We start from the raw sequence: 24,334 nt of genomic DNA on the forward strand, positions 1-24,334 counted from the left end.
TACGTGAGAGTGAAGGCTGAAACATGGCGCTGACAGCAGCCGTAAAAGAGGAATTGTCCAGACTTGATGTCAAGAAGTCCTCGGTGCGTAAGGCTGAGGTATCGGCGCTGCTCCGTTTTGCCGGAGGGCTGCACATCATTTCCGGCCGCATTGTGATTGAAGCTGAGGTCGATGCAGCAGCAACAGCTAGGCGTCTGCGGGCGGCAATCGCTGAAATGTACGGACACCAAAGTGAGATCGTTGTTGTTTCCGGGGGCGGCTTACGACGCGGCAGCCGGTACGTTGTGCGCGTGGTTCGCGATGGTGAAGCACTGGCCCGCCAGAGTGGACTCTTAGATGGCCGTGGACGTCCTGTCCGCGGACTGCCTTCGGCCGTTGTCAACGGTTCGACGGCGGACGCCGAGGCAGTATGGCGTGGCGCTTTCTTAGCTCACGGCTCATTGACCGAACCGGGCCGTTCCTCAGCTTTGGAGGTCACCTGCCCGGGCCCCGAAGCGGCACTAGCCCTGGTGGGAGCGGCCCGGCGTCTGGATATCGCCGCCAAAGCTCGTGATGTACGCGGCGTTGACAGAGTTGTCATCCGTGATGGTGACACCATTGCCGCACTGCTTGTGCGCATGGGAGCCCACGACACTTTCCTTGTGTGGGAAGAACGCCGCATGCGCAAGGAAGTGCGCGCAACAGCAAACCGACTGGCAAATTTTGATGACGCAAATCTGCGTCGTTCGGCACAGGCGGCTGTCGCCGCCGGTGCAAGGGTGGAGCGTGCCCTTGAGATCCTTGGCGAGGACGTGCCAGACCACCTCAAATATGCGGGCGCGTTACGCGTTGCGCATAAGCAGGCCAGTCTGGATGAGCTCGGGCGGTTGGCCGATCCACCCCTCACCAAGGACGCTATCGCCGGGCGCATCCGCCGGCTGCTGGCCATGGCAGATAAGAAAGCCAAAGATATGGGCATACCTGGGACTGAGTCGAGTATCACTTTCGACATGCTCGATGGCTAAAGTGCCTAGTATGGAAGTATAGAGAAGAAGAACCGCCAGAAACGGTGGCTTTTCCTTGCCGGATATCCACTGCCGGCAACAACACAGAAGAATCGCAATGGAGGAACCGTGACCAAGTACACACTTCCAGAACTCAGCTATGACTATGCTGCTCTGGAGCCCAATATTTCCGCCCGCATCATGGAATTGCACCACGGCAAGCACCACGCGGCCTATGTTGCTGGTGCAAACACCGCACTGGAGCAGCTCGCCGAAGCACGCGAAAGCAACAACTTCGCTAACGTTGCCAAGTACTCCAAGGACTTGGCATTCAACTTGGGTGGGCACACAAACCACTCAATCTTCTGGAACAACCTTTCCCCCGAAGGCGGCGACAAGCCAGAAGGTGAATTGGCTGCAGCCATTGACGATGCTTTTGGTTCCTTTGACGCTTTCCGTGCACATTTCACGGCAGCAGCCATGGGTATCCAGGGCTCCGGCTGGGCGTTACTTTCCTTTGAAGGCCTCGGCGGCAATATCATCATTGAGCAGATGTTCGATCAGCAGGGCAACATTCCTGTAGCAACCACGCCGTTGCTCATGCTCGACATGTGGGAGCACGCTTTCTACCTTGACTACGTCAACGTAAAGGCTGACTACGTCAAGGCTTTTTGGAACATCGTCAACTGGGCTGACGTCGCCAAGCGCTTCGCCGCGGCCCAGGCAAACGCTACCTCGCTGATCCTGCCTTAACCAGCAGCTCCAGCAGATCAAATAAGAGAGTTCTCGCAAGAGTACTTGTTTGACCAGCATATGGACGCCCGCCCCGTGGAATTTCCGGGGCGGGCCCCTTGGAACGTAATATAGATCACGGCGCTTTCTTCTCGAACTGCGCCCATGCAAGAATCTCTGCCCAACGTCGTGCGGGAAACAATGGTTGAAGGTGACCTTCAACCTGACTACGTGTGTTCGTCAGAACACAAAGGAGAGAACTAAGTGACTACTCGTATTGGTATTAACGGGTTCGGCCGCATTGGCCGCAACTACTTCCGCGCAGCTTTGGCTCAGGGTGCTGACATTGAGATTGTGGCTGTCAACGACCTCACCAGCCCTGAGGCACTGGCACACCTGCTCAAGTATGACTCCGTGAACGGACGGCTGTCCGTTTCAGTTGAAGTTGTAGATGGCCACCTTGTGGTTGACGGCAAGACCATCACTGTCTTGGCAGAGCGCGATCCCGCAAACCTGCCCTGGGGCAAGTTGGGTGTTGACATTGTCATCGAATCCACAGGTTTCTTCACTAAGGCTGCCGACGCTCAGAAGCACATTGATGCCGGCGCCAAGAAGGTTCTAATCTCCGCTCCCGCCTCGGATGAGGACATCACAGTGGTTTTGGGCGTCAACGACGACCTATATGACCCGGCGACGCACCACATCATCTCCAACGCATCCTGCACCACGAACTGCTTGGGCCCGCTAGCTAAGGTATTGAACGATAACTTCGGTCTGGAACGCGGTCTGATGACCACCATCCATGCCTACACCGCCGATCAGAACCTGCAAGATGGCCCGCACAAGGACCTCCGCCGTGCCCGTGCTGCAGCGATCAACATGATCCCCACCTCAACCGGTGCTGCTAAGGCTATTGGTCTTGTCCTGCCAGAGCTCAAGGGCAAGCTGGACGGCTTCGCCATCCGCGTTCCGGTCCCGACGGGTTCCGCCACAGATTTGACCGCCACAGTGAGCCGTGAGGTCACTGTTGAAGAAGTCAACGCCGCTTACAAGGCTGCAGCTGCCGAGGGCAAGTTGGCTGGTTACCTGACCTACACCGAAGACCCGATCGTTTCCTCTGACATTGTCGGGGACCCGGCGTCGTCCATCTTCGATTCGGGCCTCACCAAGGTTATTGGCAACCAGGTCAAGGTTGTTTCCTGGTACGACAACGAGTGGGGCTACTCCAACCGTTTGGTCGACTTGACCGAGCTCGTAGCTTCGAAGCTCTAAGGACTAAGGACTAAATAATGACACTTCACACCCTCAGCGAGCTCATCGATGAAGGTGTCCGCGGGCGGTACGTTCTTGTCAGAAGTGACCTGAACGTGCCGCTCGACGGCTCTAACGTCAGTGATGATGGACGCATCAAAGCATCCCTGCCCGTCATTACTGCACTGGCCGACGCCGGTGCCCGTGTCCTCGTGGCCGCCCACCTGGGGCGTCCCAAGGGAGCCCCTGAAGCCAAGTACTCCCTGGCTCCGGCGGTTGCACGGCTGGCAGAGTTGGCACCCGGGCTGCATGCAACCCTCGCCGCTGACACGACCGGACCAGCCGCGAAAGCAGCTGCGGCGTCTTTGGTGGACGGTTCAGTGGTGGTGTTGGAGAACGTGCGCTTTGATGCGCGCGAAACATCCAAAGACGACGCCGACCGGGCGGCTTTCGCCGCAGAGCTCGCTGCCTTGACCGGTACGAACGGCGCCTACGTGGATGATGCTTTTGGCGCTGTGCACCGTAAACATGCAAGCGTCTATGACATTGCCAAAGCGTTGCCGTCCTACCAGGGTGACCTGGTGCGCACGGAATTGGAGGTGTTGCGCAAGCTCACCACCGAATCCGAACGCCCCTATGTTGTAGTTCTGGGTGGGTCTAAGGTCTCGGACAAACTAGCCGTCATTGATAATTTGATCGGTAAGGCGGATTCCATCCTGGTCGGTGGTGGCATGTTGTTCACCTTTCTGGCCGCCCAAGGCTACAAAGTAGGCGCATCGTTGCTTGAAAGCGATCAGATCCCTGTTGTACAGGATTACTTGGCTCGTGCCGAGGCTGCTGGTACCCGTTTTGTGCTTCCCACAGACGTTGTTGTAGCAGCGAGTTTTTCTGGCGATGCAGCCCATGAGGTTGTTGCCGCAGACGTCATGGAAGATAGTAGTTTTGGTGCAACGGGCCTCGGCCTTGATATTGGTCCGCTTTCCGGTGCGGCTTTTGCCGAAGCGATAGCAGGAGCAAAAACAGTGTTCTGGAACGGCCCGATGGGTGTCTTTGAGTTCGCCGCTTTTGCCGAAGGTACCCGGACTGTTGCCGGAGCCCTCAGCGCAAACAGCAGCAACGGTGGCTTCACTGTAGTTGGTGGCGGTGACTCAGCTTCGGCGGTCAGATCGCTGGGCTTTGCCGATGAGGCATTTGGTCATATTTCAACCGGTGGAGGTGCAAGTCTTGAGTACCTTGAAGGCAAGGAACTGCCTGGCTTGAGCGCGCTAGACCGTTAAGTGCCCAAGGTGGCGGCAGGGAAATCCTGCCGCCACCTTTATGCCGGGTTTCCTGTGCCGGATTCTCCGCAGAAAGATATTCAGCTTTGATTTGTAACAGCATTGCCTCACGTGATGCAAGAAAAGAGAGAACGATGACAACATCGACCAACGGCAGTTTTGACCGGACACCGCTGATTGCAGGAAACTGGAAGATGAACATGGACCATGTCCAGGGCATCACCTTGCTGCAGAAACTCGCATGGACACTCTCCGATGCCCGCCACGACTTCGGCCGGGTGGAAGTTGCTGTCTTCCCACCCTTCACTGATCTGCGTGGTGTGCAAACACTCGTCCAGGGCGACAAGCTCAAGCTGGTCTATGGTGGCCAGGATCTTTCCGATCAAGATTCAGGTGCCTACACAGGCGATATCTCTGGTGCGTTCCTGAACAAACTCGGCTGTGCTTTCGTCTTAGTGGGACACAGCGAACGCCGCAGCATTCATGGTGAGAGCGATGAGCTGCTCAACGCCAAGGTCAAAGCTGCATACCGCAACGAAGTGACACCTGTGCTGTGTGCAGGTGAAGGCGTGGAAATCCGCAAGGCTGGAACCCATGTTGAGCACACCCTCGCACAGGTGCGTGGTGGCGTTGCAGGGTTAACGCCCGAGCAGGCAGCCACTCTCGTCATTGCCTACGAACCCGTCTGGGCCATTGGAACGGGCGAAGTTGCCGGTCCAGAAGACGCTCAAGAGATGTGTGCGGCAATTCGGGCTGAGCTGGCTGAACTCTTTGATACCGAGACAGCAGCAAAAACCCGTTTGCTCTACGGTGGTTCGGTAAAGTCAAGCAACGTTGGGGCCATCATGGCCGAACGCGACGTAGATGGTGTTCTTGTCGGTGGCGCTAGCTTGGACGCGGGCGAATTCGCCAGCATCGCACGTTTCGAAAACCACCTGGTCACCAAGTAGCTTCATTGAAGTCTCTGGCCGTGTCCATTGGTCATGTACCGCCGTGGCCGACTAGACTTGACTGCGGACCTGCCTGCAACTGAACGCTGCGGCAATGTCTCGAACGCAAACACTTATTTACCATGCTGAAAGGCCACTCGTGGAAACACTTCAAATCGCCCTGCAGATCCTTCTGGGTGTCACCAGCTTGCTGCTGACCTTGTTGATCTTGCTGCATAAGGGCCGTGGTGGCGGTCTTTCCGACATGTTTGGTGGCGGCATGAGCTCCAACCTTGGCTCATCCGGTGTGGCAGAACGGAACCTGAACCGATTCACAGTGGTTCTAGGCATTGTCTGGGGTGCTGTCATCATCGGCTTGGGCCTGATCATGTCATACGGCAACATCGGCGTCTAAGCAGTACGTTGTTTCCAGAATAAAGAAGTGGCCCGTCAAGCTTTCGCTTGGTGGGCCACTTCTTTAGTGGGGCTCTACCTCGGTAAAAAGTGGTTATCGTTCCCGACGCAAGAGCTCTGTAGGAACTTTTGCGGCTGCAGCCTCGTCAAGGAGCCACATTGTCTTATTGATGCCCCGCGCGCCGGAGGCCGGCACTTGGACCGCACTGGCACCTGCAAGTCCCAGGCCCACTGCCGCAGCCTTGTCAGCCCCTGCAGCAACAATCCAGATTTCTTGTGCAGAATTGATGGTTTCCAGTGTCAGTGAAACGCGCGACGGCGGCGGCTTAGGTGAGTTCAATACCCCCACCACAGGCACGCCGGTTGTCCGGATGCCAGCCATCTCGGGGAAGAGCGACGCGATATGGGCGTCCGGGCCAAGTCCCAGCAGGAGCACATCAAAGCGTGGAACCGGCGGTGCTTCTGTGCCGGACGTCTCGTCGTCGTTCTCCCATTCCGTACGGCCCGCGTGCGCTAGTTCGCGAGCGTAGTTCGCAACGGCGTCCTCAAGACTGGCGACTGTGTCTGAGGCCGCCATCACGTGAACGCGTTGCGGATCAACGGCAATGTGGTTGAGCAAAGCCTCCGCAGCTTGCACATAGTTGCGATCAGGTGAGTCTGTGTCCACGAACCTGTCATCACCGAACCAAAAGTTAACTTTATTCCAATCCACCGCCAAATGAGCCGGGGATTTCGCAACCTCAGCCAGGGTTGCGATGCCAACGCTGCCCCCGGTCAACACAACCGTGGCCTCTCCGCGCTCACTTTGAACATCCAGCAAACGGGTTATCAGCCGAGCAGCTGTTGTGGCGGCTAGTACGTCAAAGGACGGGTGCGGAGTGATGCGGACATTGGGACTCATGACTGAACAACCTCTTCTTCTGCCAACAGTTTTTTCAAACCTTCGGTGACTACTTCACCAAATACTTCATCCGGATCAAGTCGGCGCAGTTCTTCAGCCAAACAATCCTGCAGGGAACGTCGTGGCAAAGAAATTTGCTGCTCAGGCTGATCCGGCTGAGTCAGGGTTGCCTCCATGGCGCCGGGGCGAGTCAGCGTAACAGTGCCCTTTTCTCGCTCCATGACGACCGTGCGGATACCCGTGCCCCGTGGGCCCTGCGCAACCGCAATGGGCACGTTCAGCGCCCGATGCAGCCATGCTGCCAGCAGCAAAGTACTGGGGGAGTCGCTCGCTCCCTCAACTCTAAGAGCGGTGATGGGGTCATCGCCGTCGTACTCTTCCAAAGCCGCGGCCAGCTGGATACGCCAGTTGGTCAAACGCGTCCATGCCAGATCCGTGTCACCAGCGGCGTACGTGCTGCCAATGCGGATAAGTGCTTCCTTGGGATCGTGTGCATTACGCGAGTCGGTGATCCGGCGATGAGCTATCCGTCCAATAGGAGAGGTGCTGGGTGACTCGGGGGCCTCATTGGGCCACCAGGCTACGATCGGGGCATCGGGGAGCAGAAGCGCAGATATGACTGATTCGCTCTCTGCAGCCAGCTCTCCGAACCCTCGCAGCACTATCACCTCGGAGGCCCCAGCGTCACCGCCAACACGAATCTCGCCGTCTAAGCGGGTTTCCTCCGTGTCTGAACCTGAAGCCAACACAATAATTCTGCAGGGGTGTTCCCGGCTAGCCAGGTTGGCTGCTGTGATTGCTTCTTCTTCGGAACCATTTCGGGTGATCACAACAAGGGTTAGAACACGTCCCAGCGTGACAACGCCACCCTGCTCGCGCATCTTAACTATCTTTTTGGTGATTTGGGAAGTGGTGGTGTTAGGCAGTTCAACAATCATGGTCGTCGCCACGTCCTTCCGTCTTGCTTTAACAACTCTTCAGCTGAAGAAGGGCCCCAGCTGCCGGGTTCATAACTTTCAGGTTGCATACCTTCGGCTGCCCAATACTCCTCGAACGGGTCAAGGATCTTCCAGGACAGCTCCACTTCCTGGTGTCGCGGAAACAGTGGGGGTTCACCCAGCAGTACATCCAGAATCAACCGTTCATACGCTTCCGGACTTGACTCGGTAAATGCGTGTCCATAACCGAAATCCATGGTGACATCACGAACTTCCATTTGAGTCCCAGGAACTTTCGAGCCGAAGCGAATAGTGACACCCTCATCAGGCTGGACCCGGATAACGACTGCGTTCTGTCCGAAGTCATCCTCTTCGTGATCTGTAAAGAGGAGGTTGGGTGCGCGCTTGAAAACAACCGCAATTTCGGTCACACGCCTACCCAGGCGTTTACCCGTACGCAAGTAGAAAGGCACCCCCGCCCAACGGCGAGTATGAATATCAAGACGAATTGCGGCAAATGTCTCAGTGGTTGAATCGGCAGGAATTCCTTCCTCATCCAAGTAACCAAGCACTTCCTCCCCGCCCTGCCAACCGCCTGAGAATTGGCCGCGAGCTGAGTGCTTAGATAGATCCTGGGGCAACTTCACCGCAGCCAGCACCTTTTCCTTTTCAGCCCGCAAATGCTCGGCGTTGAAGGAAATGGGCTCTTCCATGGCTGTTAGCGCCAAAAGTTGTAAGAGGTGGTTTTGAATGACGTCGCGTGCCGCGCCAACGCCATCGTAGTAACCTGCTCGTCCACCTGTGCCGATATCCTCGGCCATGGTGATCTGCACGTGATCAACGTAGTTGGAATTCCATAGCGGCTCAAAGAACTGGTTGGCAAAGCGCAGCGCCAAAATGTTTTGAACGGTTTCCTTGCCCAGGTAGTGGTCAATCCTGAATACGGAGTCTGGTGGAAAAACTGACTCCACAATGTCATTCAGAGCCCTGGCTGACTCTAAGTTGTGACCAAAGGGCTTCTCAATAACAACCCGGCGCCAGTTTCCCTCCCCTGATTGTGCCAAACCATGCTCTGAGAGCTGACGGCACACAAGTTCAAAGGCCTTGGGAGGAATCGAGAGATAAAATGCGTGATTGCCGCGCGTCCCTCGCTTTTCGTCAAGTTCAGCCAGGGTGGTCTTCAACCGCTCAAAAGCATCGTCGTCATCAAATTCCCCCTCGACAAAGCGGATTCCTTCGCTGAGCTGATTCCAAACCACTTCATCAAAGGGCGTGCGGCAGTTTGCTTGAACCGATTCTTTGACTTCGGCGGCAAAATCCTCTGCACTCCATGCTCGTCGGGCGAAGCCAACAAGAGCAAAACTCGGTGGCAGTAACCCGCGGTTTGCGAGGTCATACACTGCGGGCATGAGTTTTTTGCGTGACAAATCTCCCGTCACGCCGAAGAGAACCAGCGAAGATGGGCCCGCTACCCGGGACAGCCGCCGATCGCGGCTGTCCCGAAGCGGGTTTTCATTTTGTGTTGTGTCAGAAGTCGGCATCTGTTGAGCGGCAGCCTTATCCGTTGGAGTGGCGGCCAGCAAGCGTAGCCACCACGGCCTTGAGTTGAGTAACGCCAGCAGCTGTGTCCGTGAAATGCAGGCGCAGTACGGGGCGTCCATGATCGGCAAGCACAGCGGCGTCGCCAGCAGCCTGGGCGCTGATGAGCTCCCCAAAGCTGAACGGCCGCTCCGGGATAGCCAGGTCCGGCTCTGCAGTTCCAGTAACTTGAAGGAACACCCCTATTGCCGGGCCACCCTTGTGGAACTGTCCGGTGGAGTGCAGGAATCTCGGCCCCCAGCCAAAGGTGACGGGACGGGAGGTAAGCTCTGCCAGCTCGTTACGGACTTGTGCCAACGGTGCATGCGAGAGCCTGTCAAGGTAGACCTGCACGCTGAGGTATCCGTCAGTGGACAGTGTGCCTACCAAAGCAGTAAGTGCTTCTGCCAGTGATGTTGCCCCACTAAGCCAGCCGGCGTCGCTGTTAGCCGTGCGCACCTCAATGGCACCATCGGTGAACAGAGCCGGTGTTGTTTCCGGTGTTGAATCCAGTAGGCCGCGAGCAGCAGTCTTGGCTGCCTCAACATCAGGCTGATCATAAGGGTTGATATCCAGCAGACGGCCGGCCACTACCGTGGCAAACTCCCACACCATCATCTGTGCACCAAGATCGCCGGCGATGCTCACTTCATTCTCGCGAAGCTCTACATCCGCATCTCCGGATACCAGACGCACAACGAGTACATCAGCGGCGCCAGAGGTGACCTCAGGGGATTTCACCTCTGCTACTACCGGCAACACACCGGTGCCGAGTTTACCTGTGGACTCGGCGATGAGCTGCTCAGCCCAGTCGGGGAATCCAACCAGGGCCGAATTTTCATCAACAATGACTATTTTGTTACGTAGCGGCGAGGTACCCCCCAGTGCGGCCCCGAGGCGCAGCCCCACGTTGTCAACGTCGTCATCGCGCAGCATTTCGGCTGCTTCCTCCGCCGAGTCAAGCAGCGCAGCAATATCCACGCCTGCCAAGCCCGAGGGAACCAGTCCGAACGCTGTCAGTGCCGAGTATCGGCCGCCTACATGGGGGTCTGCGTTGAAGACCTTGCGGTAGCCGGCTTTCCGCGCAGATTCATCGAGGGGTGAGCCGGGGTCTGTCACGATAATGATCCGTGACTTGGCGTCAATGCCTGCCTCGTTGAACTGCTGCTCAAAGATCCGCCGTTGTGAGTCCGTTTCCAAGGTGGAGCCGGACTTCGAAGACACAACAATAGCTGTGGTTTCCAGACGGTCACTAACAGCTGTCCTGACCTGTTCTGGGTTTGTACTGTCAAGAACGCTCAATTCAACACCAGCTGTCGCTGTGATGACCTCGGGCGCCAAGGACGAGCCTCCCATGCCGCACAAAACAATGTGGTTGATGCCCTCGGCGTGCAGCTCATCGCGTAGGGCAATGATCTCGGTCACTAAGGGTCGAGAAATTTCTGCTGCCTCTACCCAACCAAGGCGGATGGCTGATTCGGCTTCAGCCTCGGGCCCCCACAACGTCGCATCCTTTTCGAAAATCCGTGATGCGACCTGATCTGCCACAAGCGTCATCAGGTGAGCGGCTCCGGCAGCTTGTGCGGCTCCTGTGGCCGCAAATGCCAGTGATGTCATGGTCTCAGCCTTCCGCGCCTGCTGCATCGAGTGCATCCTGGACGTGGTGAAGTAGGTCTTTCCAACTTGCAACAAACTTCTCTAGTCCCTCAGTCTCCAGCAGGTTCACAACCTCTGCGTAGGAGATGCCCAACCCATCAAGCTTGTTCAGCAGTGCGTTGGCTTCTCCATACGTTCCGGTGATGGTGTCACCGCTGACTACACCGTGGTCGTAGGTAGCATCCAGGGTTTTTTCCGGCATGGTGTTGACAACGTTCGCAGCAACCAGTTCAGTGACGTACAGCGTGTCCGGGTAGTCGGGGTTTTTTACACCTGTGGAGGCCCACAAGGGACGCTGGGGGAGCGCTCCGGCATCGGCGAGCAATGCCCAACGCTCCGAGGTGAACACCTCTTCAAAGATTTGGTATGCCAGACGGGCGTTGGCCAAGCCGGCTTTGCCCTTCAAGGCTGCGGCCTCATCGGTACCGATGGCATCAAGTCTGCTGTCAATTTCTGAGTCCACGCGTGAAACGAAGAAGGACGCAACTGAGTGGATATCAGCCAGGTTGTGCCCGTTGGCCTTAGCCTGCTCAAGTCCGCTAATGAAAGCGTTGACTACGGCGCGGTAACGCTCAAGCGAGAAGATCAAGGTGACATTGACGCTGATACCCTCGGCCAGGGTAGCCGTGATGGCCTCAAGACCTTCAAGCGTGGCCGGAATCTTGATATAGACGTTCTTCTTGTTCACCTTCGCGTACAGGCGCTTAGCTTCAGCGATGGTTCCGTCCGTGTCCCACGCTTTGCGGGGATCAACTTCAATGGAGACACGGCCGTCAACTCCCTTGGTGGCGGCGGCAACTGGCGCGAAGAGATCGCAGCCGTCGGCAACATCCGAGGTGGTTATTTCAAAGACAGCGTCTTCGGCAGTAATGCCGGCGGCAGAAAATTTCTTCAGCTCGGACTTGTAGTCATCGCTCTTGGTGATGGCTGCTTCGAAAATACTGGGGTTAGTGGTGACGCCAACAACGTTTTTTTCTTCGATGAGCTTAGCCAGACTGCCACTGTTGAGGCGAAGGCGGGAAAGATCGTCAAGCCAGATGGAGACACCTGCGGCGGAAAGTGCGGCGGTGGGTGTTGTATTAGTCATTTTGCTACTTCCTTGGGATTGCGGCCCTGCAGCTCTGAAGAATGCCTTGATTAGCACTGCTTATTCAGATAGTGCTTATTTAGATAGCGCTAATTTAAGTACTGCTTATTTCAGCACTGCAGGTGAGGTGATCTATTCCCGCTGCTGCCACCACGCCCGGTGTGTTTGGCACGTAGCGAGAGTAGCGGGAGAAAAGTATGAGGATTCCCGGGGCAGCAGCGCAGGGCGCTGCCCCGGGGACTTGGGCTGTTATGCCCTGGCTGCAGCCACAGAATCCTTGGCAGCGGCCGTGACAGCCTCGGTGGTAATACCAAATTCCTTGAAAAGGACCTTGTAGTCAGCAGATGCGCCAAAGTGTTCCAGCGAGATGGAACGTCCTGCATCGCCAACAAATTCACGCCAGCCCAAAGCCAAACCGGCTTCAACGGAGACGCGCGCCTTGACACCTGCGGGCAGGACCTCCTCGCGGTATTCAGAGGGCTGGTTGTTGAACCACTCAACACATGGCATTGAAACCACGCGTGCAGCAATTCCTTCGGTGGCGAGAGCTTCGCGGGCTTCAACCGCAAGCTGGACTTCGGATCCCGTGGCGATCAAAATCACCGCAGGGGTGACTATCTCGCCGTCGGCCACTGCCTCCGCCAAAACGTAACCACCACGAGAAACCAGGTCCGCTGAGGCAAACTCAGTAGCCGTGGCTGCTCCGGTCCCGCGGGCGTAGGTGGGAATGTTCTGGCGCGTCAGGACAATCCCGGCCGGATTGTCCTTTGTTTCCAGAATCTTCTTCCACGCGATCGAGACCTCGTTGGGATCCCCGGGGCGGACTACGTCCAGACCGGGTATGGCGCGCAAAGTGGCAAGTTGCTCAACGGGCTGGTGGGTGGGTCCGTCCTCACCCAGTCCGATGGAGTCGTGCGTCCACACGAAAATAGACGGCACACCCATCAAAGCGGAGAGTCGAATCGCTGGGCGCTGGTAGTCGCTGAAAATCAAGAACGTCCCTGAGTAGGCGCGCGTGGGGCCCCCCAAATGAATTCCATTGACAATCGCGGCCGCAGCGTGTTCACGGATACCAAAGTGCAGTACACGCCCGTACGGACCGCCGGACCAGGTGTCTGTCTGCCTTGAGGCGGGAATGAATGAGCCCGAGCCCTCAATCGTGGTGTTATTTGATCCGGCCAGGTCGCAGGAGCCACCCCAGAGCTCTGGCAGAACCGCTCCAATAGCGTTCAGGACCTTACCGGAGGCTGCCCGGGTTGAAACATCCTTGCCGCTGTCAAAGACCGGCAGGTTCTCCTCCCAACCAGCAGGCAGTTCTTTCTTTTCAATCCGCTCAAGAAGTGCCGCATTCTCCGGGTTGGCCAACTTCCAAGCCGCAAACCCGGTGTTCCATTCGGCGTGGGCTGCCGCACCGCGATCAAGAACTTGGCGAGCATGTTCAAGAACTTCCGGCTCAACTTCAAAGTGCTTTTCCGGATCGAAGCCAAGGACTTCCTTGAGCGCAACAACCTCGTCGCCACCCAATGCCGAACCGTGGATCGCTCCAGTGTTTTGCTTCTTCGGTGACGGGTAGCCAATGATGGTGCGCAAGGAAATGATGGACGGCTTGCTTGTCTGGGACTTGGCGGCATCGAGGGCACCATGCAACTCGGCAACATCTTCTACGTACTTACCGGTTTTGGTCCAGTCAACCCGTTGCACATGCCAGCCGTATGCTTCATAGCGCTTCAGGACATCCTCGGAGAAGGCAACATTGGTGTCATCTTCAATGGAGATGTGGTTGGAATCGTAGATAACCACCAAGTTGCCCAGCTCCTGATGTCCGGCCAAGCTGGAAGCTTCGCTAGTGACACCTTCCTGGAGGTCCCCGTCGGAGGCGATAACCCAGACAGTGTGGTCGAACGGGCTAGTACCGGCCTCGGCGTCGGGGTCCATCAGGCCACGCATACGGCGCTGTGAGTATGCGAAACCAACAGCTGAGGCAAGGCCCTGGCCCAAGGGACCAGTGGTGATTTCAACCCCTGCCGTGTGTTTGTATTCCGGGTGCCCAGGGGTCAGTGAACCCCATGTGCGCAGCGCTTCAAGGTCCTTTAACTCCAAGCCATATCCGGAAAGGAACAGTTGCACGTACAGTGTTAGCGAGGTGTGTCCGGGGGAGAGGATGAAGCGGTCACGGCCCATCCAGTCAGGGTTCGTGGGGTCCAAGCGCATGACTTTCTGGAACAACAAGTATGCGGCGGGAGCCAATGACATGGCCGTTCCGGGGTGACCGTTGCCCACCTTTTCAACGGCGTCTGCGGCCAATATACGGGCGGTATCCACTGCGCGCTGATCGTTGGCGGTCCAGGTGAACGTTGGTAATTCCAGATGTGACACTGACGGGTCCCTCTCGTTATGGGCATATGTTCTGCAAGTGCAGGGCAATCAAGCGCGACACATAAAAACTAGCGTTAACGGCTCTTCCTCAGGCCCTGCCCCGAGGTGATACTGCAGTAATATTTAGCATGGTCCCACGGGTTAAAGCATCTTCATGCTCCCGCAAGGTCAGGCACTTCTAAAGTTACACGAGTTAGTGCCACAAGCGTGATTAGTTTTCATATGTTGAGAACCCAAACGCCACACCTTGACTTAAGGGTTTTTAGCGCTGCGGCGGCACAAACAGGTATGCTGTTAAGAGCTTTGCCCGGGCCCTGTCAATCCTGTGACAGCCAACCCACCACGGCATGGCTGGCAGCGCGGAATGAACACCCTGCGCCGAATCAACAACGAAAACATGGTGACTTAAACAAGTGAGTGCAACTCATACCCCGGCTGCTGAGACTTCGCCAAAAGTTTCCATCGGCTTTTCGGAAAAAGCAAAGGGCTATTTGGCCCTGACAAAACCGCGGGTTGTGGAGCTCCTTCTCGTCACCACATTGCCCACCATGTTTTATGCTCATGGTTTTGCTGGAAAGACCGGGGTCCCCAGCCTGTGGCTGATGGTCGCCACAATGGTGGGTGGCGCGCTTGCCGCTGGCGCCTCGGGTGCGTTCAACTGCTACATTGACCGCGACATCGACAAAGTCATGAATCGCACATCCAAGCGCCCGTTAGTGACCGGCGTGATCACACCGCGTGAAGCACTCATCTTCTCCTGGATCCTTACTGTTCTAGCCGTGGTTTTGCTGTGGAGCATCAACCCATTGACAGGCATGCTCGGCATTGGCGCGATCTTCCTGTACGTAGTGGTGTACTCACTCATACTCAAACGACGCACGTCACAGAACATTGTGTGGGGCGGCGCTGCTGGCTGTATGCCTGTGCTGATTGCCTGGGCCGCTGTTACGAACACTGTGCAATGGCCCGCCGTGATTTTATTCATGATCATCTTTTTGTGGACGCCGCCGCACTACTGGCCGCTGTCAATGCGCTACAGCGACGATTACAACGCCGCCAACGTACCCATGCTCGGCGCAATTGCAGGATCCCGCACCGTATCGGTGCAGGTTGTCCTCTACACCTGGGCCATGGTGGTTTGCTCTCTACTCATGATTCCGCTTGGCGGCGCCGGTATTGTCTACACCGTAGTAACAGCTGCCGCTGGTGCCTGGTTCCTGTTCGAGGCTCACAAGCTGTACAACAATGCCAAGAAGGACCTCGTGACCAAGAAGAACGCTATGCAGGTCTTCCACGTTTCCATCACGTATCTGACGCTGGTGTTCCTGTCCCTGGCAGTTGATCCCTTTGTGGGCACTGCTCTCATGGGCTAAAAGGTTCTGCTCCACTATTGTTTCAGCACCCTGATGCCCTAGAGCGCTAACTCTCTAGGGCGCTGCTGTTTAGGGTGCAACTGTTGAGGGCGCAACTGTTCGACGGCGGCCGGCGACTTCTCCTTGGAGCTCACCGGTCGCTTTTCTTTGCTCCCGCGCGGGTTTGAGCAAGCGTGCATCCGCTGCGCTGAGCTCTTGCAGTCCACCGTTATGCCCCACCGCACTCTTGGCTTGACCCTTTTATGTGTGGAGTCAAGTGGTGAGGGTTTGTAGTTGCTTGAAGAGGTTGCGGGCGATGTAGCGTTTGAGGATGCGTTTGATTTCTTTGTAGCTGAGGCCTTCTGTGGTGCGGCGTTGTACGTATTTTTGGGTTTGGGCGTCGCATCGCATACGGGTTTTAGCGATGACATCTAGTGCGTTGTTTAGTTGCCGGTCGCCGTGGCGGTTGAGGCGGTGGCGGATGGTGTTGCCTGAGGAGGCTTGCAGGGGTGCGGCACCGGCTAGTGCCGCGAAGGCTGCTTCGCTGCGGATTCTGCCGTGGTGGGAGTAAGCGATCAGGATGGCCCCGGTTGTTACGGGGCCGATCCCTGGCTGGTTTTGCAGTCCGGGGGCGAGTTCCTCGCTGAGTTCAGCGAGTTGTTCTTTGTTGTGTTTGAGTTGCTGATCGGCGTGCTTGATGGCTGTCGCTAGTAGCACTGCTTCTTCTCGTGCGATGCGTTGTTCAGTGGTATCGGTGTTGCGGTGGCGCCAGGAACTGATATCGGTGATGTGGTGGTTCGTGAGGGCTTTTCTGGTATCGAGTCCTAGGTTGATCTCGCGGATCAGCGCATTGAGGGCGTTACGGTTTCTGGTGCGTTGGCGATCGAGGCGATGCCGGCTGGCTAGCAGCACGCTGATCGCGGCGCGGGTTCCTTCAGCTCGTGGGTGTAGGAGCTTGGTGACGTCGGTACCTAGTACAGATCGTGCTGCTTCTGTGGCATCGATCTGATCTATTTTTCCAATTCCTGCCCGGGCTTGTTTCTTCGGTGGTTTTACCTCGATCACTGGGATGTTCTCGGCGTTCAAGGCGGTCGTGATCGAGGCCCCGTAAGAGCGGGTGCCTTCCACTGCTATGAGTATCTCTGCGGTGGTATTACGGCGGATCCAGGCAATCGCCCGCCGTATTCCAGCTGGAGTTACTGGGAAAGCTGCCCAGGACTCACATGAGCCTGTGCGGGTATTAGTAATGGCGTAGGTGTGGGTTCGTGCGTGGGTGTCTATACCGATGACGTAAGCGTATTTTTCTGCAACGATAGTCATGACGGTGATCCTCTGTTCCATAGTGGTGATGACCGTTGTGGGCGGCATCGACCTGGAATCGCAACTTGTCAGGCAACTCTCTAATGAGGCACGAACCACTGGTTCGGCCAGCCTTTTATTAAGCCATGGCAAGAGACTAGGTCGATGTCGGACCGCTGTGGCGGACAAGTCAACGCGAAGGCACTGATACAAGTATCAGGCCAGAGATTGGATGAGTCACGCCAAGCGGCCCTGCATCAATCCTGCCAGCGGGCGCCAGGCCTGCCAAGAACTATTAGAGAGGTTGGAGATCATGACACCCGAAATGACATGGCCAGACACTCAACGGGGGGTCAAGCTGCATAAGGCGCGTTATGATCTCCAACTTCAACTTGCGCATTCCATCGGCAACGGAGGAAGTCCGGCGTAGCGCCCGCCTCGCCCGGTTGATAACAGGCAGCTTTTAACAGCTCAGCGATCCTGGCTGACGGAGACGGAGACGGAGTCGTGACCGCGTCGCAAGGCAACGTCCATGATGTTAGTACCCACCGCTAGCATCAGAGAGGCACCAACCATATGCACAATAACCAGCAGGACCGGTATTCCCGTGAAGTACTGCCAGTAGCCGATGGCGCCCTGAAAAAGCACTGACGCAAAGAGGAGGATCGCTGAGTTGCGCATCATGTCACCTCTGCCATTGCGCCATATCAGAATGAGTAGTACTAGCGCCGCGGCAACCAAGACATACACAGGAACTACGTGGATTCGAGTCACTACGTAGCCGTTAAGCTCCATACGTGGCGAAGTGGAGTCGCCAGAATGAGGCCCTGAACCAGTAACTAGTGTCCCTAGGACTACGGCAAGATAACCTGCTACGCCGGCAACCACGCTGAGATGGCGAACAATCGTGCGTGGTCGCGATACCTCGCGTGGCGAGGTGGCTCCCGTCCGCCCGTATGTCCTATTCACAAGAAGCATCGAAACTACCACGAGCGCGGCGGAGACAAGGAAGTGCAGGCTCACCACATACGGGTTGAGTCCCGTAAGGACCGTAACACCTCCAATGACCGCTTGCGCTGGAATGACCGCCAGCAGCCCGAAGGCCAACCAAAACAAGTCCTTGCGCTCCTTGCGCATATTCCAAAGCATGACCAGCAGGGCCAGCGCCACCGCAGCGAGTGCAAATGTTAATGTGCGGTTGACGAATTCGATGATGCCGTGGATCCCCATTTCAGGGGTATTGGTCAGTGATTCAGCCGTGCACTTGGGCCATGTAGGACATCCCAGTCCCGATCCTGTGACACGTACGACACCGCCTGAAACAATCAGGACGCCTTGACCGATGAGTGAGCCCACGGATAGCCGCTGGATAGCGGGTGTGATCGTGGTGGGCAACTTGTCGGTAAAATTCCGCAACGTCTTATGCGATGCTGTGCTGCTCTGAGTCACTTGCGTGTCCCCTTTCAATTCCATTTGAACCACTTGACCGCTGCGATGGTTGCAACCACAGCCCATGCCATCAAAACTATGAGCCCCCAGATATCCAAGCGGCTCTCAATCAGTGCTGCCCTCATGAGGTTTCCCAGCGCACCAGATGGTAGCCACTGAACAAAGCCGTCAAGGGTATTGGAGAACTTTCCGGCGGGTAACACTATCCCGCCCACCGCTGCGAACAGTATCCAGCCCAAGTTGGTGATGGCGAGGGTGGCTTCTGGACGTACGGTACCTGCAATGAGCAGACCCAGAGCGGTGAAGGCACCCGCTCCCAATATCAACAAGGGGATGCCCAATAGAACTCCGACCAACGGCGGACGCCAGCCAATGAACGCCGCAACAGTTGAGATCAGCACTATCTGCAGGCCCAAGGCCACCAGCACAGCAATGACCTTGCCCGCGATCAGCCCGCCCTTACCCAACGGTGTAGTTGAGAGGAATCGCAATACGCCATATCTACGGTCGAAGCCTGTCGCAATACCCTGGCCGGTGAAGGCTGTTGAAAGCGCACATAGCGCAAGAATTCCTGGCGTCGCAATGGCGACCCGGGAATGGCCCATACCGTCAAGCAGGGGAGTGACAACCAGTGCAAACAGCCCCAGCAATGGCATAACAACCATGAGCACAAGCTGCTCCCCATTGCGGAGCATAGTGCCAGCCTCGTACTTTCCCTGGCTGGAAATCCGCTTCGCCAATGAGGCAGGTCGGCCAACAGGCGCATTGTGAAAGAGGGAACTCATGAAATCTCCCTGCTTCCCGTGTTCGTAGCCATGGATCCACCCATATACGTGCCCGAAGTGGTGCCGAGCTTGTGGTTCTCTCTGCTCGGATCCTGCCCTGATCGGCTCAACGGCTCTGACTGATCTGCGGGTGCTGGAATCTCGCCCAGGCCCTCTGTCTCTCCCCGAGATATGGCCAAGAAAACATCCTCCAGAGATTGGGATGCCAGATGAATCGAAGTTGGCATTATAGCGTTTTCAGCGCACCAAAGCCCGAATCGTCCTACGTCGGCTGGTTCTAGCTTGCCGGAGAGAGCGTAGCTGCCCGGACGCGTCTCGGTGCAGGAAAGGCCGACGCGCATCAAGGGGGATAGCTCCAAGTCAGGAGCTGCCTCGAAAGTCATGACCCGGCGCTTCAGCGCGGCAGTAGATTGCTCCAACAGTTCCGGCACAGTTCCCTGGGCCACCGATGCACCTTTATCCACAATGTAAACGTAATCTGCCAGTCGCTGCGCGTCGTCTAGCAGATGTGTGGTCAGAACAATGGCTTTGCCGCCATCTCGCAGTTCCCGAATCAGTTCAAAAACCATGAGCCGTGACTGCGGGTCAAGGCCAGCGCTGGGCTCATCCAGAAAGAGAACCTCGGGGTTCCCTAACAGGCTTGCAGCCAAGGCAACACGCTGCTTTTGTCCACCAGAAAGACGCCGAATATTGGTGTCCGAAAACTCGGCGATACCGAGTCTGTCAACCAAGGCATCAACACTGAGGGGGTTCGCGTAGAGGCTGGCTACATGGCGGAGAAGCGAAATGGGCCGGGCAGAGGGTGGCAATCCACCATCCTGCAACATCACGCCAACCCGAGCCCGGAGGTGCGCGTCGGCATTTTCCGGATCTTGGCCTAGTAGAGATATGCTGCCGCCAGTGCGGGACTGCACGCCCTGCGCGCATTCAATAGTTGTAGTTTTACCGGCCCCGTTAGCCCCCAAAAGTGCAGTGACTGAACCGAAGTGGGCTCTGAGGCTAACGTTGGAAACAATACGTTTCATCCGACCATCCAGCGCCGGTAAGGGTCCCACGTCCTTGATGAGTCCGGATATTTCCAGAGCGGGGGAATCTGTTTTTCTCACGCGGCTATTGTACGCGACGGACTTGAGCACTTGCCCGCCACGGGAGCTGCGCGTGGGTAGGCTCACCTTAGTGGCGCCACATAGTCAATTACGGCATACTTGTGTTGTCTAATAATTTAGGTTAGTGCGAGTGTGTGGAGGTGTTAATGAGTCAGCACGTTGAACCTGGGACTAGTCCCGTCGTTGAACCTGACGAACGTACCCGAGACCGCGTCTTAACTGCCGTCCTTGAACAAGGACCTGTGAGCGCCGCGCAACTGGGCGCTTTGCTGGGATTGACCCCGGCTGCGGTCCGCAGACATCTGGACTCCTTGACTCGTGAGGGACTCATCGAAGTAAAACTCATCAGCAATGCTAAGAGTGGCGCTGGCAGGCCCGCTCGACGCTATGTTGTTTCGAGGCGTGGTCAAACCGAAATTGGTGATGACTACTTGGAAATCGCCAAGCTTGCGCTGCAAGAGATTGCTGGCACACATGGCGAGATAGGCGTTGTTGAGTTCGCCCGGCGCCGCTTCGCAAAAATGGAAGCAAAATACCAGCCTATCGTTGACGCTGCCGGAACAGATGTAGCCGCCAGGTCCAAGGCGCTCGCTACTGCCTTGAACAACGACCGGTTTGTAGCCACATCCAATTCACTCAATGCCGGCACTGCCATGGCTGCCGAGCAGCTGTGCCAAGGCCACTGCCCCATTCAAGAACTTGCTACTTCTTTTCCCGACTTCTGCGATGCTGAGACCGATGTTTTTGCTAGGCTCATCGGCGTAGACGTGCGAAGGCTCTCCACCATGGCTAGTGGAGGACACGTCTGCACAACTCACGTTCCCACTGGCAGAGCCGTGGTGCGCAAGTTGGCCACGGCGCCCAGTTCCACAGCACCCCAGGGTGCAATGCCCCAGGGCACAACCCAAACCACCCCTGCACCACGCCGGATAATGCGTTCAAGCATTGTCCAATCGAGAAGTGCACCGGCAACTACTGTTACGGCGGGCAAACAACGCCCGTCGAACCAAATTTCCAACCATCAGCAAGAAAGGCCGTGATGACGGATCAATTAGCGCAGGATGTAGGCGCGAAGACTGCTGTCGAAGACACCACAATTACCCACATCCTCGAGGCAAACCCGGAACTGGAAGGCTTGGGAAACTACGCCTTCGGCTGGTCGGATAAAAACGAGTCCAGCGACAATGCCCGCCGTGGCATCAGCGAGGAAGTAGTCCGCGACATCTCGGCCAAAAAGGGCGAGCCACAGTGGATGCTGGACATGCGGTTGAAGGGGCTAAAGTACTTCGACCGTAAGCCCATGCCGACATGGGGTGCTGACCTCTCCGGCATTGACTTCGATAACATCAAGTACTTCGTGCGCTCCACGGAAAAGCAGGCGACTACGTGGGAGGAGCTGCCGGAAGATATCCGCAACACCTACGAAAAGTTGGGCATCCCCGAAGCTGAACGCAACCGTCTGATCGGTGGCGTGACGGCCCAATATGAGTCCGAAGTTGTCTACCACCAGATCCGCGAGGATTTGGAAGAGCAGGGTGTTATCTTCACTGACACCGATACAGGATTGCGTGATTACCCTGAACTCTTCCAGGAGTACTTCGCCACCATGATTCCGATCGGTGATAACAAGTTTGCTTCGCTGAATACAGCAGTATGGTCTGGCGGTTCATTCGTGTATGTTCCCCCGGGCGTTCAGGTGGAAATACCTCTTCAGGCCTACTTCCGCATCAATACCGAGAACATGGGCCAGTTTGAGCGCACGCTCATCATCGCTGATGAGGGAAGCTACGTTCACTACATTGAGGGTTGCACGGCACCGGTCTACACAACCGACTCACTGCACTCCGCTGTCGTGGAGATCGTGGTTAAGAAGAACGCTCGCGTTCGGTACACCACCATCCAGAACTGGTCCAACAACGTGTATAACTTGGTGACAAAGCGCGCCATTGCACATGAGGGCGCCACCATGGAGTGGGTTGACGGCAATATCGGCTCGAAGGTCACCATGAAGTACCCGGCCGTTTATTTGGTCGGCGAGCATGCCAAGGGTGAGACCCTCTCGGTTGCATTTGCGGGCCCGGGCCAGCATCAGGACACCGGATCCAAGATGGTCCACATTGCGCCAAACACGCAGTCTTCGATCATCTCCAAATCTGTTGCCCGAGGTGGCGGACGCTCTGCGTACCGTGGTTTGGTGCAAATCCGTGAAGGTGCAAACCACTCGGCCAACACTGTTCGTTGCGACGCATTGTTAGTTGACACCATTTCTCGCTCAGATACTTACCCCTACGTTGACGTTCGTGAAGACGATGTCTCCATGGGGCACGAGGCAACAGTCTCGAAGGTCAGTGAGGAGCAGCTGTTCTACCTGCAGTCCCGCGGTATGCCAGAAGACGAGGCCATGGCCATGATCGTTCGTGGCTTCATCGAGCCGATTGCCAAGGAACTGCCCATGGAATACGCCCTCGAATTGAACCGCCTGATTGAACTGCAGATGGAAGGGGCCGTCGGCTAAATGACCGAGCTCAAGCAAGAACACGAAACAGAGTCAAAAGTATGGTCGCAGGACTTCATTAAGGGCATGACCGAGGAGGGCGAAAGCCTTTCCGAGATCAATCCCGAGTCCGGTCCCCTTGGTGGCAGTGCTGCCAAAGCACACAGCCACGGCGGCGACAGCCATGGTGGTGGGGTAGGGATTCCCGACAGCTCACGTGCAGGCCGCAAGACCTCATACAAGCTCGCCGACTTCCCTGCTATCACTGGCCGCGAAGAAGACTGGCGCTTCACACCGCTCAAGCGCCTGCGTGGCCTTGACCGCGTGGGTATCAAGGGCCAAGAGCTTAGCGGCCCAGGCCCTCTGGTAGTAGTCTCCGGCCCCGACGAAGTCACAGTTGAGACTGTTGGGCGCGATGATTCACGCATCGGTTGCGCCGGCATTCCCGAGGATCGCGTATCCGCGGCCGCCTGGGAGAACTTCAAGGAAGCCACTGTTGTTACTCTGCCTGCAGAATTCGCAGGCACCGCAGATAATCTCACCACTTTGACCCTGACGGGTCAGGGAGACTCACCAGCGGCAGCCCACATAGTGGTTGTGGCGAAGAAATTTGCAACAGGCGTTGTTGTCCTTGACCACCGTGGAACAGCTGTTCTCAGTGAAAACGTCGAGGTCCTTGTTGAAGATGGTGCAAACCTCACGGTTGTCAGCATCCAAGACTGGAACGACGACGCTGTGCACGCCAGCGCCCAGCACATCAAGGTTGGCCGCGATGCAAAGGTCAAGCACGTAGTCATCAACCTCGGTGGCGATTTGCTGCGCACCACACCTGCCGCTCGCTTCACAGGTACTGGAGGTGACGTTGAAATGAATGGGCTCTACTTTGCAGATGCTGGTCAGCACCTTGAGCAGCGCCTCTTTGTGGATCACTCCACGAAGCACTGCAAGTCTCGTGTCACGTACAAGGGTGCCTTGCAGGGCGACGGTGCACATGCTGTCTGGATTGGCGATGTTCTCATTCGTGCGGAAGCCGAGGGCACTGACACCTACGAGCTGAACCGTAACCTGATTCTTACCCAGGGTGCCCGTGCCGACTCCGTGCCCAACTTGGAAATTGAGACTGGTCTGATTGAAGGGGCTGGACACGCAAGTGCAACCGGTCGTTTCGACGACGAACAGTTGTTCTATCTCCAGGCTCGCGGCATTGAGGAAAGCGTTGCCCGCCGTCTGGTGGTCCGTGGTTTCTTGAACGAGGTCATCCAGAGCATTCGGGTTCCGGCCCTTGAAGAACGTTTGCGCGAGTCCGTGGAACGCGAATTGGCGGCGACACCACAATGAGTGATTCCTCCACGCCCGCCGGAGTCGTTGTCTGCCAAGATGACGAAGTTCAGGTGAAGTCGTCCTTGCTTGTTGAGATTGACGATTACCCCATCGCCATTGTGAGGGACTCCTACGGTGAGCTCCACGCAATTGGGGATACCTGCTCACACGCAGAGATCTCCTTGAGCGAAGGCGACGTGGAGGACGGCACAATCGAATGCTGGGCACATGGCAGCTCTTTTGATCTTTCATCAGGTCAGCCGCTGACATTGCCAGCCTTCGAACCTGTTCCCGTCTTTGCCCTAGCCGTTTACGGCAGCGACGTCTATGTGGACGTCACCAACATTCTTAACGGTGTCAGCACGCAGTAGCGTAGCGACCCGCAAACACACTTTTTAGGAGAAAAT

The 24,334-nt window shown here is 56.7% G+C and carries 20 protein-coding genes and 1 pseudogene; 11 read left to right on the top strand and 10 right to left on the bottom strand.

All coding sequences use genetic code 11. From position 1 onward, the window contains the following. The first annotated feature begins 23 nt into the window (after positions 1-23). The 6 genes from whiA (at position 24) to secG (ending at position 5,587) form a co-directional block, all read left to right on the top strand. Positions 24-1,004: a DNA-binding protein WhiA gene (gene whiA / locus AAFM46_RS07620; RefSeq protein ID WP_283526799.1), complete on the top strand. Its 981-nt coding sequence runs from the start codon at positions 24-26 to the stop codon at positions 1,002-1,004. A gap of 108 nt (positions 1,005-1,112) precedes the next feature. Then, on the top strand, positions 1,113-1,736 hold the full coding sequence (locus AAFM46_RS07625; protein ID WP_283526801.1) for a superoxide dismutase: 624 nt from the start codon (positions 1,113-1,115) through the stop codon (positions 1,734-1,736). A gap of 243 nt (positions 1,737-1,979) precedes the next feature. After that, positions 1,980-2,987: a type I glyceraldehyde-3-phosphate dehydrogenase gene (gene gap, locus AAFM46_RS07630; RefSeq protein ID WP_283526803.1), complete on the top strand. Its 1,008-nt coding sequence runs from the start codon at positions 1,980-1,982 to the stop codon at positions 2,985-2,987. 17 nt (positions 2,988-3,004) lie between these two features. After that, positions 3,005-4,243, top strand: a complete 1,239-nt coding sequence (locus tag AAFM46_RS07635; RefSeq protein ID WP_283526806.1) for a phosphoglycerate kinase — start codon at positions 3,005-3,007, stop codon at positions 4,241-4,243. Positions 4,244-4,377: 134 nt separating this feature from the next. Further along, positions 4,378-5,193, top strand: a complete 816-nt coding sequence (gene tpiA, locus AAFM46_RS07640) for a triose-phosphate isomerase (protein ID WP_343320240.1) — start codon at positions 4,378-4,380, stop codon at positions 5,191-5,193. Between the two features lie 139 nt (positions 5,194-5,332). Then, positions 5,333-5,587: a preprotein translocase subunit SecG gene (gene secG / locus AAFM46_RS07645; RefSeq protein WP_283528544.1), complete on the top strand. Its 255-nt coding sequence runs from the start codon at positions 5,333-5,335 to the stop codon at positions 5,585-5,587. A 93-nt stretch (positions 5,588-5,680) separates the two neighbouring features. On the opposite strand, the gene pgl is transcribed toward secG, so the two are convergent. The 6 genes from pgl to tkt all read right to left on the bottom strand — a co-directional run bounded on the left by pgl (position 5,681) and on the right by tkt (position 14,122). Further along, on the bottom strand, positions 5,681-6,487 hold the full coding sequence (gene pgl, locus AAFM46_RS07650) for a 6-phosphogluconolactonase (RefSeq protein ID WP_283526810.1): 807 nt from the start codon (positions 6,485-6,487) through the stop codon (positions 5,681-5,683). After that, positions 6,484-7,425 (bottom strand): glucose-6-phosphate dehydrogenase assembly protein OpcA, encoded by a 942-nt coding sequence (locus tag AAFM46_RS07655; RefSeq protein ID WP_343320242.1) that lies wholly within the window; start codon positions 7,423-7,425, stop codon positions 6,484-6,486. Before AAFM46_RS07655 ends, pgl begins: the two co-directional genes overlap by 4 nt. Then, entirely contained in the window at positions 7,422-8,966 is a 1,545-nt protein-coding gene (gene zwf, locus AAFM46_RS07660) for a glucose-6-phosphate dehydrogenase (protein ID WP_283526814.1), read from the bottom strand. The genes AAFM46_RS07655 and zwf overlap by 4 nt, the downstream gene beginning before the upstream one ends. A gap of 16 nt (positions 8,967-8,982) precedes the next feature. Further along, the gene (locus tag AAFM46_RS07665; protein ID WP_343320244.1) at positions 8,983-10,620 is read right to left on the bottom strand and encodes a glucose-6-phosphate isomerase; all 1,638 of its coding nucleotides are present in this window, start codon (positions 10,618-10,620) and stop codon (positions 8,983-8,985) included. Positions 10,621-10,624: 4 nt separating this feature from the next. Continuing rightward, entirely contained in the window at positions 10,625-11,746 is a 1,122-nt protein-coding gene (gene tal / locus AAFM46_RS07670) for a transaldolase (protein WP_283526819.1), read from the bottom strand. Between the two features lie 249 nt (positions 11,747-11,995). After that, positions 11,996-14,122: a transketolase gene (tkt, locus tag AAFM46_RS07675; RefSeq protein ID WP_343320246.1), complete on the bottom strand. Its 2,127-nt coding sequence runs from the start codon at positions 14,120-14,122 to the stop codon at positions 11,996-11,998. Positions 14,123-14,535: 413 nt separating this feature from the next. Here tkt and AAFM46_RS07680 point away from each other — a divergent pair, with 413 nt between their 5' ends. Next, positions 14,536-15,495 carry a heme o synthase gene (locus AAFM46_RS07680; RefSeq protein WP_343320248.1) on the top strand — a complete coding sequence of 320 codons (960 nt, stop codon included), beginning with the start codon at positions 14,536-14,538 and terminating at the stop codon, positions 15,493-15,495. A 252-nt stretch (positions 15,496-15,747) separates the two neighbouring features. Here the strand turns inward: AAFM46_RS07680 and AAFM46_RS07685 are convergent, their stop codons facing one another. The 4 genes and pseudogenes from AAFM46_RS07685 to AAFM46_RS07700 form a co-directional block, all read right to left on the bottom strand. Then, complete coding sequence (locus AAFM46_RS07685; RefSeq protein WP_343320249.1) at positions 15,748-16,794, bottom strand: IS110 family transposase; 1,047 nt, start codon at positions 16,792-16,794, stop codon at positions 15,748-15,750. Positions 16,795-17,244: 450 nt separating this feature from the next. Next, positions 17,245-18,222, bottom strand: coding sequence for a COX15/CtaA family protein (locus AAFM46_RS07690; protein WP_343320251.1), 978 nt, complete (start codon positions 18,220-18,222; stop codon positions 17,245-17,247). Between the two features lie 14 nt (positions 18,223-18,236). Beyond that, the gene (locus AAFM46_RS07695; protein ID WP_283526828.1) at positions 18,237-19,007 is read right to left on the bottom strand and encodes an ABC transporter permease; all 771 of its coding nucleotides are present in this window, start codon (positions 19,005-19,007) and stop codon (positions 18,237-18,239) included. Positions 19,008-19,174: 167 nt separating this feature from the next. Continuing rightward, positions 19,175-20,113: pseudogene (locus tag AAFM46_RS07700) on the bottom strand (ABC transporter ATP-binding protein); the annotation flags it as partial. Between the two features lie 146 nt (positions 20,114-20,259). Here AAFM46_RS07700 and AAFM46_RS07705 point away from each other — a divergent pair. The 4 genes from AAFM46_RS07705 to AAFM46_RS07720 are packed head-to-tail and all read left to right on the top strand — an operon-like array spanning position 20,260 to position 24,298. Then, on the top strand, positions 20,260-21,153 hold the full coding sequence (locus AAFM46_RS07705; protein ID WP_343320252.1) for a helix-turn-helix domain-containing protein: 894 nt from the start codon (positions 20,260-20,262) through the stop codon (positions 21,151-21,153). Beyond that, positions 21,153-22,628 carry a Fe-S cluster assembly protein SufB gene (gene sufB, locus AAFM46_RS07710; protein WP_283526832.1) on the top strand — a complete coding sequence of 492 codons (1,476 nt, stop codon included), beginning with the start codon at positions 21,153-21,155 and terminating at the stop codon, positions 22,626-22,628. Before AAFM46_RS07705 ends, sufB begins: the two co-directional genes overlap by 1 nt. Next, a complete protein-coding gene (gene sufD, locus AAFM46_RS07715; RefSeq protein WP_283526834.1) occupies positions 22,629-23,945 on the top strand; it encodes a Fe-S cluster assembly protein SufD in 1,317 nt (438 codons plus the stop codon). Next, positions 23,942-24,298 carry a non-heme iron oxygenase ferredoxin subunit gene (locus AAFM46_RS07720; protein WP_343320254.1) on the top strand — a complete coding sequence of 119 codons (357 nt, stop codon included), beginning with the start codon at positions 23,942-23,944 and terminating at the stop codon, positions 24,296-24,298. The genes sufD and AAFM46_RS07720 overlap by 4 nt, the downstream gene beginning before the upstream one ends. Positions 24,299-24,334 lie beyond the last annotated feature (36 nt).

It is taken from the genome of Arthrobacter sp. TMP15 (genome assembly GCF_039529835.1).
Taxonomy (GTDB): Bacteria; Actinomycetota; Actinomycetes; order Actinomycetales; family Micrococcaceae; genus Specibacter.